10 protein-coding genes are annotated in these 12,647 nt (G+C 40.7%); 8 read left to right on the top strand and 2 right to left on the bottom strand.

Annotated features, from left to right (window positions below):
* Window positions 1-382: 382 nt before the first annotated feature.
* Entirely contained in the window at window positions 383-1,771 is a 1,389-nt protein-coding gene (gene tolC, locus FVA72_RS16950) for an outer membrane channel protein TolC (protein WP_036958003.1), read from the bottom strand.
* Window positions 1,772-2,076: 305 nt separating this feature from the next.
* Here tolC and nudF point away from each other — a divergent pair, with 305 nt between their 5' ends.
* The 7 genes from nudF to ftsP all read left to right on the top strand — a co-directional run bounded on the left by nudF (window position 2,077) and on the right by ftsP (window position 11,171).
* On the top strand, window positions 2,077-2,715 hold the full coding sequence (gene nudF, locus FVA72_RS16945; RefSeq protein ID WP_004257715.1) for an ADP-ribose diphosphatase: 639 nt from the start codon (window positions 2,077-2,079) through the stop codon (window positions 2,713-2,715).
* Between the two features lie 143 nt (window positions 2,716-2,858).
* Window positions 2,859-3,698 carry a 3',5'-cyclic-AMP phosphodiesterase gene (gene cpdA / locus FVA72_RS16940; protein WP_004257710.1) on the top strand — a complete coding sequence of 280 codons (840 nt, stop codon included), beginning with the start codon at window positions 2,859-2,861 and terminating at the stop codon, window positions 3,696-3,698.
* A 7-nt stretch (window positions 3,699-3,705) separates the two neighbouring features.
* Window positions 3,706-4,287: an esterase YqiA gene (yqiA, locus tag FVA72_RS16935; RefSeq protein ID WP_110592562.1), complete on the top strand. Its 582-nt coding sequence runs from the start codon at window positions 3,706-3,708 to the stop codon at window positions 4,285-4,287.
* 87 nt (window positions 4,288-4,374) lie between these two features.
* On the top strand, window positions 4,375-6,270 hold the full coding sequence (gene parE / locus FVA72_RS16930) for a DNA topoisomerase IV subunit B (RefSeq protein WP_094961099.1): 1,896 nt from the start codon (window positions 4,375-4,377) through the stop codon (window positions 6,268-6,270).
* A 33-nt stretch (window positions 6,271-6,303) separates the two neighbouring features.
* Window positions 6,304-8,559: a DNA topoisomerase IV subunit A gene (parC, locus tag FVA72_RS16925; RefSeq protein WP_096864070.1), complete on the top strand. Its 2,256-nt coding sequence runs from the start codon at window positions 6,304-6,306 to the stop codon at window positions 8,557-8,559.
* Window positions 8,560-8,668: 109 nt separating this feature from the next.
* Window positions 8,669-9,403: a 1-acylglycerol-3-phosphate O-acyltransferase gene (locus FVA72_RS16920; RefSeq protein ID WP_036958188.1), complete on the top strand. Its 735-nt coding sequence runs from the start codon at window positions 8,669-8,671 to the stop codon at window positions 9,401-9,403.
* 352 nt (window positions 9,404-9,755) lie between these two features.
* The gene (gene ftsP / locus FVA72_RS16915; RefSeq protein ID WP_004257690.1) at window positions 9,756-11,171 is read left to right on the top strand and encodes a cell division protein FtsP; all 1,416 of its coding nucleotides are present in this window, start codon (window positions 9,756-9,758) and stop codon (window positions 11,169-11,171) included.
* 69 nt (window positions 11,172-11,240) lie between these two features.
* Here ftsP and FVA72_RS16910 read toward each other — a convergent pair whose 3' ends face one another.
* Complete coding sequence (locus tag FVA72_RS16910; RefSeq protein ID WP_004257687.1) at window positions 11,241-11,855, bottom strand: LysE family transporter; 615 nt, start codon at window positions 11,853-11,855, stop codon at window positions 11,241-11,243.
* A gap of 238 nt (window positions 11,856-12,093) precedes the next feature.
* On the opposite strand from FVA72_RS16910, the gene folA reads away from it, so the two are divergent.
* Window positions 12,094-12,588, top strand: coding sequence for a type 3 dihydrofolate reductase (gene folA, locus FVA72_RS16905; RefSeq protein ID WP_004257684.1), 495 nt, complete (start codon window positions 12,094-12,096; stop codon window positions 12,586-12,588).
* Window positions 12,589-12,647 lie beyond the last annotated feature (59 nt).

Below are 12,647 nucleotides of genomic sequence, written 5' to 3'. Positions count from 1 at the left end.
TAATTAAGTAAGATGTTTTTAGATGTTAGCTCTAGGATAGGGGATAAACGCTGAAAATTAAAGCAGAAATATAGGAGAAATGAGCTGAATTTATCATTTTGATAACTTTTTGCTATTTTTTCCTATTTAGCATGGTATTAGTTAAAGGGAAAAATAATATTTTTATTTTATATCAATGTGTTAACTATTGGTTGTTTTTTGCTCTAGCGCGCAGTAATAAGAGTGAGAATTAACTGAATTTGTGCCAGAGGCTAATGAAAAGGGGTTGTAAGCGGTTCAATTAGTGCAAATTAGCAATTCTAAACGATTTACTTGGCTTCCTTCAAAAAATAACCCGCTATATAAGCGGGTCATTATATCATTTTCAAATAAACTAAGAATTTTAATTCATTTTTGGCGCGTTGGTATTACGAATAATACTACTTGCAGAGGTTGAAATCTCTTTACCTAAATTCGCATTTAGGCGGGCAATATCGTCTTCGTTCAGTGTGCCACGAGCAAATTCGATATTCAGTTGGTTAATCATGTAGTCATAACGTGCATTAGACAGGTTTTGTTTCGCTTGGTATAGCGCAGTTGTTGCTGTCAACACGTCAACAATGGTACGAGTTCCTACTTGATAGCCGGCTTCCATCGCATCTAATGAGCTTTGTGCGGAAACAACGACTTGTTTGTAGGCATTAATGCTACTGATTGACGATGATACGTTATTAAATGATGAGCGAACTAACTGAATCACATTACGGTAAACGCTTTCTAGTTGTTCACTAGCACCTTGGAAACCATATTGTGCTTGTTCAACCTGAGAACTGACTGCGCCACCAGTATACAGTGGAATGCTTAAATTTAAGCCAATGCTATTTTGACCATTATAGCTGTTGGTCGCACCACCACCATATGGAGTATTATAACCGCTGCCGTGTTGGTAACTATTTGTGACTGATGTTGATGCATCTAAGTTAACTGTTGGCATGTGGCCTGTTTCTGCTAAGCGAATATTTTCACGAGAAACATCTTGTGCTAAACGTGCGCTTAATAGGCTGAGGTTACGCTCTTCTGCTTCTTTTAGGATAGCGTTGATATCGCCCAACTCATTGGTTTTAAAGCGGTCGATATTTAAAGAAGCAAGTTGGCTGTAGTACACGCCACTGACTTGACGCAGTTTTTCAATCGCATTTTCTAAATCATTGCGGCCAGCGACTTCTTGTGCAATAACGCTATCATAGTTTGCACGGGCGTTTTGCACGTCGGTAATGGCAACAAGGCCAACGTTAAAGCGTTGTGTAACTTGGTCTAATTGGCGATAAACGGCTTCTTTATTTGCTTCAATATAAGATAACGCGTCAATCGCTTTTAACACATTAAAATACGCAGTTGCAGTATCTAAAATTAATTGCTGTTGACTTGTTTGGTATGTGACATCAGAAATACCCGCGGTTTTTTCTTGGATAGTCAATTGACGCCATTTCGACATATCAAACACAACTTGAGTGAGTTTCAGTGAAGCATTTAAACCTGTGCTTTCAGTATTTCTTGCGTCACGGTAACCACTGCCGTAGCTAGCCCCTGCACCTAAACCTAATTGTGGCAATAATGGGCTGCGAGATTCATTAATTTTTTCAAAAGCTTGATTACGTTCAGCTAATGATTTTCTTAATTCAGGGTTACTTTCTTTGGATTTTTGGTAAACCTGTAGTAAATCTTCTGCATAGCTATTGGTACTGAGACCCACAAAACTCATCGAAATTAAAAGGGGAAGCAGTTTCTTCATTTTGATTCCTTGATTAAATAGCAAATTAAGTTGAGTCTGTTGCCTAAAACGTACCATGCCTAACTAGGCGATAGATATTAAATTATCCGTTTTAGAGACAGTTATTAAAAACAGACACTACGTTGCTCTTTGATTTGAATAATGGCGCTTATTGTAACAGAGTATCACTTCTATTAACGGTAGCCTTTTGTGCCATTTTGTCTCAATTTATTAAACATTACCTCATCTAAGGTTAAAAAACCTTAAAAACTGTTTTAATCCACAATTATTTCCTTAAGATGGAATAATTGGGTTTGGAGAATGAAATGACAAAACAAATAGAGCAGCCAATTAAATACGGCAAAAATGATGTTGAAATTATATCCAAGCGTAAATTATTTAACGGTTTTTTTCAAATGGTTGAATATCAATTTCGTCATCGCCTTTTCGCGGGGGGATGGAGTAAAGAAATTCGCCGTGAAGTTTTTGAACGCGGCCATGCTGGCGTGGTTTTACCCTATGACCCGAAAGCAGATAGTGTTGTTTTAATTGAACAAATTCGGTTGCCAGCGATTGAGACTAGTGAAACACCCTGGTTACTTGAAGCAGTAGCTGGAATGATAGAGCAAAACGAATCACCGGAAGAGGTTATTCGTCGTGAGGCCGTTGAGGAAGCTGGGCTTATTATTGGTCGCACTGAAAAAGCGGTAAGTTATCTTTCTAGCCCTGGCGGTACGACTGAACGTATGCATGTATTTATCGGTGAAGTTGATAGCAGCCAAGCGAAAGGTGTTCATGGGCTAGCGTCAGAAAATGAAGATATTTGCGTACATGTGGTTAGTCGAGAGCAAGCTTTTCAATGGGTTGAAGACGGCACAATTGATAATGCAGCAACAGTGATAGCGATTCAATGGTTACAACTTCACTATCAAAAACTTCATGAAAAGTGGATGAAACTGTGTTAAATAACGATTAATCTGATGAAGTGTGTGCTGATTATCAGAAAGTTAGAAAGTAAAGCTTTAAGATAGTTGTAAGTATGTTGAGCTTTTATATAGTTGTAATGAATAGATTAGGTACTAAATAATATTTAAGAAAAGGAATACTTTTGGACAGCCAGCTTGAAGTGACTGCAAAGAACTCTAAAGTTGTGAGAATTTTACAGGTTACTGATACGCATCTTTTTGCTAATACAGAAAATACGCTTTTAGGGGTAAATACTTACCGTAGCTATCAGGCGGTACTTGATGCTATCTCAGAGGAAAATCTCCCAATCGACTTAATTGTGGCGACAGGGGATTTAGTTCAAGACCAATCACCACAAGCTTATCAGCATTTTGCGGATGGTATTGCGCGTATTCCTGCTCCTTGCGTATGGCTTCCTGGTAATCATGACTATCCACCGGCTATGGTCAAAACACTCAGAATTGCTGGGATTTCAAGCGCTAAACAAGTTTTAATTGGTGATGAGTGGCAAATCTTGATGCTTGATAGCCAACTTCAAGATGTACCTCATGGCGAGCTTTCTGAGCAACAGTTAGAGTGGATGAAAGCCAGCTTAGATGCTGAACCTGAACGTACTACATTGATTATGCTGCATCACCATCCTCTAGCCTCGGGTTGTACTTGGCTTGATCAGCACAGTTTGAGAAATTCACATATTTTAGCTGATTATTTAAAAAGCTACTCAAATGTTAAAGCGATGCTATGTGGCCATATTCACCAAGAAATGGATGAAAACTGGCACGGTATTCGGTTGTTGGCAACGCCTTCTACCTGTGTGCAATTTAAGCCTCACTGTACTAATTTTGCGCTTGATACCGTCGCGCCAGGCTGGCGATATTTAGAATTAAGTATTAATGAACAAGGGCAAAGGCATATTACAACCCGCGTTCATCGCTTAGATACAAGGGAATTTAGCCCTGACCTTGACTCAGACGGTTATTAATTCGCTTATGTCAACTCTACTTTATATTCATGGTTTTAATAGTTCCCCTCAATCAGCTAAAGCCAATAACTTAAAGCAATGGATTGAGGTGAATTATCCACAAGTTAATATGATTGTACCGCAGTTACCGAATTACCCTCAGCAAGCTCAAGCTATGTTGGATGATATTGTCCAACAGCATCCGCATGAGAAAATGGGGTTAGTCGGCTCTTCGCTCGGCGGTTATTTTTCAATTTGGTTTTCAGAGCGTTATCAGCTTCCTGCTGTCGTCGTAAACCCTGCGGTACGTCCTTTTGATTTACTGCAAGATTACTTAGGCGACAATACAAACCCATATACTCATGAACAATATGTGTTGGAAGAAAAGCACATTAATGAGCTAAAATCCTTATACATTGAAAGATTAACATCCCCTCAGCTTATCTGGTTGTTACAACAAATGGGCGATGAAGTACTTGATTATCGAGAGGCTGTTGCCTATCTTTCAAAGTGCAAACAAACTGTGGAACCTGACGGTAATCATGCCTTTATTGGTTTTGACGCTTACTTTTCTCAAATTGTTGATTTCCTACAATTGGCAGAGAAATAGTGTCAAAACGTATGAACACTGTTATTATCAACAGTAACTCACTGATTGAATAGTTCAATTAATCACCTATTACCGCAGAATGACAACATGACTCAATCTAGTTATAACGCAGAGGCCATTGAAGTCCTCAGTGGTTTAGAGCCTGTTCGCCGTCGTCCGGGGATGTATACCGATACCAGTCGACCGAACCATTTGGCTCAAGAAGTAATTGATAATAGCGTCGATGAAGCGCTTGCGGGGCACGCGAGCCATATTGAGGTTATTTTACATGCCGATCAATCCCTTGAAGTAATTGATGATGGGCGCGGTATGCCTGTCGATATTCACCCAGAAATGAAAGTGTCAGCGGTTGAGCTGATCCTGGGGCAATTACATGCGGGGGGGAAATTCTCCAATAAAAACTACCAATTCTCAGGTGGTTTGCATGGTGTCGGGATTTCTGTCGTCAATGCGTTATCAAAACGTATTGAAGTTACTGTTCGTCGTGATAGCCAAGTGTATCAAATTGCCTTTGAAAACGGCGATAAGGTTGAAGATTTACATGTAATAGGGACTTGTGGAAAACGCAACACAGGGACTAGCGTGCATTTTTGGCCAGATGGCAGCTATTTTGATAGTCCAAAATTTTCAGTAACTCGTTTAACTCATAATTTAAAAGCCAAAGCTGTTTTATGCCCTGGCGTGAAAATCACGTTTAAGGATAAGCTCAACGATACAGAGCAAAGTTGGTGCTACAGTGACGGGTTGACCGATTACCTAATGGAGTCAATTGACGGCCTTGAAGCGTTACCCCCAAAGCCATTTACAGGTGAATTTTCAGGGGAAACAGAAGCCGCACAATGGGCGTTGCTCTGGTTGCCTGAAGGTGGTGAATTACTGACGGAAAGCTACGTTAACCTTATCCCAACAGCACTAGGTGGAACCCATGTTAATGGTTTACGCCAAGGGTTGCTCGATGCGATGCGTGAATTTTGCGAATTCCGCAATATATTGCCTCGTGGTGTTAAGCTCTCAGCTGATGATATTTGGGAGCGCTGTACTTATGTGCTTTCCGTTAAAATGCAAGATCCACAATTTGCGGGGCAAACCAAAGAGCGTCTGTCTTCTCGTCAATGCGCTGCGTTTGTTTCGGGCGTGGTAAAAGATGCCTTCAGTTTATGGCTTAACCAAAACGTGCAAGTGGCTGAACAGCTTGCAGAAATGGCAATTTCTAGCGCGCAGCGTCGAATGCGTGCAGCGAAAAAAGTGGTGCGTAAAAAACTCACCAGTGGCCCTGCTTTACCGGGTAAATTAGCTGATTGTAGCTCGCAAGACCTGAGTATGACGGAATTGTTCCTTGTAGAAGGGGACTCCGCAGGGGGCTCTGCAAAACAAGCGCGTGACCGCGAATACCAAGCTATCATGCCGCTACGCGGTAAAATTCTCAATACATGGGAAGTGTCTTCTGATGAGGTTTTAGCTTCCCAAGAGGTACATGATATCTCTGTTGCCATTGGAATAGACCCTGATAGCGAAGACCTTAGCCAATTACGCTATGGGAAAATTTGCATCCTTGCGGATGCGGACTCCGACGGCTTGCACATTGCTACATTGCTATGTGCGTTATTTGTCCGTCATTTCCCAACATTAGTAAAAGCAGGGCATGTCTATATGGCAATGCCGCCGTTATATCGTATCGATTTAGGCAAAGAAACGTTTTACGCCCTTGATGAAAGCGAAAAAAATGCTGTACTTGAACGCCTTAGCCGCAAGCGAGGTAAACCCAATGTTCAGCGATTTAAAGGGCTGGGGGAAATGAACCCACTGCAATTACGTGAAACGACATTAGATCCAAATACTCGTCGTCTTGTACAGCTAATTATCGATGATGAAAACTACCAAGAAACACTTGCGGTCATGGATATGCTTCTTGCGAAAAAACGCTCTGAAGATCGCCGTAATTGGCTGCAAGAAAAAGGCGATATGGCTGAAATTGATGTCTAATATCCGAATTGCGATGAGAAAGGAACGAATTGAATGAGTGAAATTACTCATGATGGCGTAGAGCGCTTACCGCTTCATGCTTTCACTGAAAATGCCTATCTGAACTATTCGATGTACGTCATCATGGATAGGGCATTACCGTTTATTGGCGATGGGCTTAAACCTGTTCAGCGCCGTATTGTGTATGCAATGTCAGAACTTGGCTTAAGCAACACTGCAAAATATAAAAAATCCGCCAGAACTGTGGGTGATGTTCTCGGTAAATATCACCCACACGGTGATATCGCTTGTTATGAAGCGATGGTCTTGATGGCGCAGCCGTTTTCTTACCGTTATCCGCTGGTGGATGGTCAAGGAAACTGGGGGGCACCGGATGACCCAAAATCATTCGCAGCAATGCGTTATACCGAATCACGACTATCCAAATACGCTGAAATTTTACTCAGTGAACTTGGCCATGGCACCGTCGATTGGGTACCAAACTTTGATGGTACGCTAAACGAGCCCAAAATGTTGCCTGCACGTTTGCCAAATATTTTGTTAAACGGTACAACGGGTATTGCGGTTGGGATGGCGACAGATATTCCACCACATAACGCCCGAGAAGTGGCTCAAGCTTTGGTTGCTTTACTGGATAAACCTACGCTAAATCTTGATGACATCATGGCATTTGTGCCGGGACCCGATTTCCCTACAGAAGCAGAAATTATTTCTTCCCGTGATGATATTCGTAAGATTTATCAAAATGGGCGCGGCTCTGTACGCATGCGTGCGGTGTGGGAAAAAGAAGATGGTAATGCTGTTATCACGGCTCTCCCTCATCAAGTTTCTGGGGCGAAAGTTTTAGAACAAATCGCCAGCCAAATGCGCGCGAAAAAATTGCCGATGGTTGAAGATTTACGCGATGAATCTAACCATGAAAACCCAACACGTTTGGTGATAGTTCCACGTAGTAATCGTGTTGACCTTGAACAGGTTATGACGCACTTATTTGCGACAACGGATTTAGAGCGTAGCTACCGCGTTAACCTTAATATGATTGGTTTAGATAACCGACCTGCGGTAAAAGGGCTTGTTGAGATCTTAAATGAGTGGATCGCTTACCGTCGACAAACTGTACGTAATCGCTTAAATCACAGGTTAGAAAAAGTATTAAGACGCTTACATATTTTAGATGGTTTATTGATTGCTTATCTGAATATTGATGAAGTCATTGAAATTATTCGTACAGAAGATGAACCCAAAGCGGTTTTAATGTCACGTTTTAATATCAGTGATACCCAAGCTGAAGCTATTTTAGAGTTAAAATTACGCCATTTAGCCAAGCTCGAAGAAATGAAAATTCGTGGCGAGCAAGATGAATTAGCCAAAGAGCGCGATGATTTACAAGCGATTCTTGGGTCTGAAAGACGTTTAAATACGCTGATTAAAAAAGAGATTCAAGCTGACGCCAAAGATTACGGTGATGACCGTCGCTCCCCATTGCATGAGCGTGAAGAAGCGAAAGCAATGAGCGAACATGAAATTTTACCGTCAGAACCGATTACCGTTGTGCTTTCTGATATGGGGTGGGTGCGAAGTGCTAAAGGGCATGATATCGAACCGACTAACCTAAATTATAAAGCGGGAGATGGTTTTAAAGGGGCTGCGCGAGGTAAGTCAAATCAGGCGGCGGTATTCCTTGACACAACAGGGCGAAGTTATTCTGTGGATCCGCTTGAATTGCCTTCAGCGCGTAGTCAAGGTGAGCCTCTAACGGGTAAGTTAACTCTGCCTCCAGGTGCATCCATTGAACATGTATTGATGGCGCCTGACGAGCAGAAATATTTAATGGCTTCTGATGCAGGGTACGGTTTTATTTGTACCTTCAATGATTTAGTCACTAAAAATAAAACTGGTAAGGCCTTAATTTCTTTGCCTGAAAATGCAAAAGTATTGGCACCAATTGAACTGCATAATGAACAGGAAGATTTGCTGTTGGCAATTACCAAGGCAGGGCGTATGTTAATATTCCCTGTGGCGGATTTACCCCAACTTTCAAAAGGTAAAGGGAATAAAATTATCAATATTGCAGGTGCGCAAGCGGCAACTGGCGATGATTTATTGACTTGGTTGATGATTTTGCCTGTGGGGGCATCAATGACCTTGCATTTCGGTAAGCGGAAGCTGAAGTTTAAAGCAGAAGACTTACAAAAATATCGTTCAGAACGAGGTCGTAAAGGGACGTCGTTACCGCGTGGAATGCACAATATTGAGCGTATTGATATTGAGCCAGTAGAGTCTGAATAATTAACAAAGAACAAACCTTATAAACCTTTTTCAGTATGAACTTCAAAAGGTTTATAAGTAGATAATATTCATCATGGAGCTGAAAAGCTTCTTACAATTTGGGGTTAGTATGTTAGCGCTTATTAGAGCGATCATTGTTATTATTTATACGATTGCGGTGTGTGTAGGGGGCGGGATTTACTGTCTATTTAGCCCTCGTAACCCAAAACACGTAATGACATTTGGTCACATGTTCGGGCGGTTATCAGTCGTTTTTGGGATTAACATTATAAATCGTGTACCCGAGAAAGCTAAGAGCTATGGCCCGAGTATTTATATTGGTAATCACCAAAACAATTACGATATGGTGACTATGTCAAATGGGGTATTACCAAGAACGGTAACCGTTGGTAAAAAAAGCTTGGTTTATATACCTTTTTTTGGCTTTTTATATTGGATAACGGGTAATATTTTAATTGACCGCGCTAATCGCTCTAAAGCCCATAACACAATCACGCAAGTTGCTGACCAGATTAAAAAACGTAAAATTTCTGTGTGGATGTTTCCTGAAGGTACTCGCAGCCGTGGTCGTGGTTTACTGCCATTTAAAACGGGGGCATTTCATGCAGCGATTGCAGCAGGGGTACCGATTGTGCCTGTTTGCGTTTCTAGTACACAAGGTAAAATTAAGTTAAACCGTTGGAATAACGGTACTGTCATTATTGAAATGCTAGACCCTATTGATACATCGCTTTATAGCCGAGAGCAAGTGAGGGAGTTATCTGAGCATTGCCATGCTTTAATGGAAGCCAAAATAAAAGAACTCGATCTCGAAGTCGAAGAAATGGCAAAACAAGGCAAATAACTTAATTCATTGAATTTATTTAAAAATGGGCAATATACAAATATTGCTCATTCTTTTAGGTTGAATACAGCATAAATTGACTTTATTGTTTCCTACCTGTCTTATTTCCTTTTTTAATTACTTACCCTTACTATTTATAATCTTATTAATTATATTTTTACACATTTGCTAGATATTTTTAGAATTTAGCCTTTTTTCGCGATATCATGGCTTACAAATTATTGCGACCTTAAATTGTTGTATCTAAGTTGTTATATTGCTGGGTCCAATCATAAATTAGCCATTTTATAGGCTGAAAATCTACAATACTAAATAATAAAATGCGCTGGAATTTTTGTTTAGCGGAGAATTTATGTCATTCAATCGATGCCAAGCCCTGATAGCGGCGGGGGTGGCTCTATGTTTGTCCTATGTGCCAATTTATGCAAATGCAGAGGGGGCGACAGCTTTACCTGTGCCACCATTATTAGAATCACGGTCTGGACAGCCATTATTTTTAACATTACAAAAAATTCATTGGTCTTATGATGGAAAATATTCAGCCGATATTTGGGGAGTAAATGGTTCTTCCCCTGGGCCGACAGTCAAAGTAAAAAATGGCGATGACATTAAGCTTATTTATAGTAATCGCTTACCTGAAGCCGTTTCGATGACAATCAGCGGGTTGCAAATACCAGGAACACAAATTGGTGGAGCGGCAAGGTTAATTTCACCTAATGCGGACTGGTCTCCAGTGATCCCGATACGCCAAAATGCAGCAACGCTTTGGTATCATGCAAATACTCAAGGGAAAATGGGCGAGCAAGTCTACAATGGTTTATTGGGGATGTGGATCATCGAAGATGATGTGACGAAAAACTTGCGTTTACCTAAACACTATGGTGTTGATGATTTTCCTGTCATTATTCAAGATAAGCGTTTAGATAATTTTGGCGTCCCTGAATACAAAGCCGATGAAAATGGGTTTTTAGGCGATTCATTACTGGTTAATGGCGTACAAAATCCATACATTGAAGTTTCTCGAGGGTGGGTACGTCTACGATTATTAAATGCGTCGAACTCCCGTTATTATGTGATGAAAATTAGTGATGGTCGCCCATTTTCATTGATTGCATCTGATCAAGGGTTATTAACTGTACCTGTTAGTGTTCAGGAACTCCCATTAGCACCGGGGGAACGGCGTGAAGTCTTGATTGATATGGCGAAAACGCAAGAGTTAACCATTACTGCGGGCGAGTCGGCTACCTTTATGGACCGTTTAAAAGGGCTATTTGAACCATCGAATAGCTTAATTTCAACCAATGTATTAACTATCAAGGCAACTGGATTAATGTCATTGGTAACGGATGGTTTACCGGCACAATTAGTTGAAGATAAAACGCAAGTCACATCCAGTATTACACAACGTAATATTCACCTTAATGATGGTTTTGGTATTAATAATGCGACTATTGATACAAACAGGGTTGATTTCTCAAGCCGCCAAGGCAATTGGGAACGTTGGGTTGTGACGACGAATGAACCGCAAGCATTTCACATTGAAGGTGTGCGCTTTAAGGTCTTAAACCGTAATGGTAAACCAACACCGCCAGAAGATTATGGCTGGAAAGATACAGTGTGGGTTGATAGCCGAGTTGAATTATTAGTTCAAATGATGCAACCGTCCTATAACCATTTCCCGTTCTTATTTTATAGCCACAATTTAGAGAAGGCGGATTTAGGGTCTGTAGGGCAGTTGGTTGTTGCACCGCAAGACACCATGCAATAATTCGTATTACAACAATATTGAATATCCAATAAGCAGGCATTTAGCCCGCTTATTGGAAGGATAACAAAGCTAGCTTAGCGCCACTCGAATACCAAAGGCGATTAATACAACGCCGAGAACCTTATCAACGTATTTTTGCACTTTTGCCAGGCCTTTTCTTACAGGGGCACTTTGGATTAAAAATACTAAAATAGGCCAGTAGATGACGGCTAAACCCCAAATAATAAAGGCAAACCACAGCTTTTCGCCAACAGTGGAATTAATATCTAGCACTTGGGTAAAAACCGCTAAAAAGAACAGCGTGGCTTTTGGGTTTAATACATTACAGAGAAAACCTTGCATAAAGGCTTTTTTGAATGAAACAATTTCGTGTTTACTGGTTGTTAGATCAACGCTATGGCCGGATTGCGGAAGTAAGCTTTTGACACCGATCCAAATTAAATAGGCTGCACCCGCGTATTTTAAGATATTAAACAGCCAAGGCGTAGTTGTAATCAAGACAGCGAGGCCTGCAACACAGTAAGACATATGCAAAGCGATAGCGACTATCACACCACATGCAGACATTAATGCGGCAGAGCGTTGATAGCGTGCTGAATTTTTAACAATCAAAAAGAAATCTGGCCCTGGAGAAAGCATACCGAGTGCAGCGATGGTCGCAACCATAATACTCGTTTCGTACATGTTATAATCTCTTTTCCCGTTCAATGTTGGTAAATAAAAATGACCTGCTAATGACACTCATATTTAGACTGGTCTTAGAGGGTTCATTTTGTTTTTAAATGTTATTTTTAGTCATAAGTTTATCAATTCGAGTATAAGTGATTCAAACCTGTTTAAGGAAGTTTAAATTTAGTCGACGAAGCAATTCTCTTTCCGTATAGTGTGCTCAATTTTTATATCTTGTTTCTAAGGTGAGTAGATGAATATTAGCTTAATCGCAGCAATGGCGATCGATCAGGTTATCGGCATGGAAAAAGCGATGCCTTGGAATTTGCCGGGGGATCTAGCGTGGTTCAAACGAAATACGTTAAACAAACCGGTTATCATGGGCCGTGTTACCTATGAATCAATTGGGCGCCCATTGCCACAACGTGTGAATATTGTATTAAGTAGTGCTCCTGGTACTGATTCTGATGTTATTTGGGTAACGTCAATTGAAGAAGCATTGGCTGCAGCGCAAGCAATTGAAAATGTTGAAGAGGTGATGGTAATTGGCGGTGGTAAAGTTTATCAACAATTTTTACCGCTAGCGAATAAATTATATTTGACTCACGTTGATGCTGAAGTTATCGGAGATACTCATTTTCCGGCTTATGAGCCTGATGAATGGGATTCTATTTTTACCGAATACCATGAAGCTGACGAAAACAATACCCATGGTTATTGTTTTGAGATCTTAACTAAAAGAGACTAATTTTTAGTTAGAATGCAAAAATGGCGCTTAATTGCGCCATTTTGCTATAACTTGCAATT

Source organism: Providencia sp. PROV061, from assembly GCF_011045655.1.
In the GTDB taxonomy this organism is placed as follows: Bacteria; Pseudomonadota; Gammaproteobacteria; order Enterobacterales; family Enterobacteriaceae; genus Providencia; species Providencia hangzhouensis.
Note: the sequence above shows the minus strand (reverse complement) of the source record. Positions and strands in the feature narration are given on the sequence as shown.

Excerpts from the sequence above, each read along its gene's own strand:
- tolC (WP_036958003.1), bottom strand. The coding sequence starts at position 1,771 with ATGAAGAAACTGCTTCCCCTTTTAATTTCGATGAGTTTTGTGGGTCTC.
- nudF (WP_004257715.1), top strand. The coding sequence starts at position 2,077 with ATGACAAAACAAATAGAGCAGCCAATTAAATACGGCAAAAATGATGTT.
- yqiA (WP_110592562.1), top strand. The coding sequence starts at position 3,706 with ATGTCAACTCTACTTTATATTCATGGTTTTAATAGTTCCCCTCAATCA.
- parE (WP_094961099.1), top strand. The coding sequence starts at position 4,375 with ATGACTCAATCTAGTTATAACGCAGAGGCCATTGAAGTCCTCAGTGGT.
- parC (WP_096864070.1), top strand. The coding sequence starts at position 6,304 with ATGAGTGAAATTACTCATGATGGCGTAGAGCGCTTACCGCTTCATGCT.
- FVA72_RS16920 (WP_036958188.1), top strand. The coding sequence starts at position 8,669 with ATGTTAGCGCTTATTAGAGCGATCATTGTTATTATTTATACGATTGCG.
- ftsP (WP_004257690.1), top strand. The coding sequence starts at position 9,756 with ATGTCATTCAATCGATGCCAAGCCCTGATAGCGGCGGGGGTGGCTCTA.
- FVA72_RS16910 (WP_004257687.1), bottom strand. The coding sequence starts at position 11,855 with ATGTACGAAACGAGTATTATGGTTGCGACCATCGCTGCACTCGGTATG.
- folA (WP_004257684.1), top strand. The coding sequence starts at position 12,094 with ATGAATATTAGCTTAATCGCAGCAATGGCGATCGATCAGGTTATCGGC.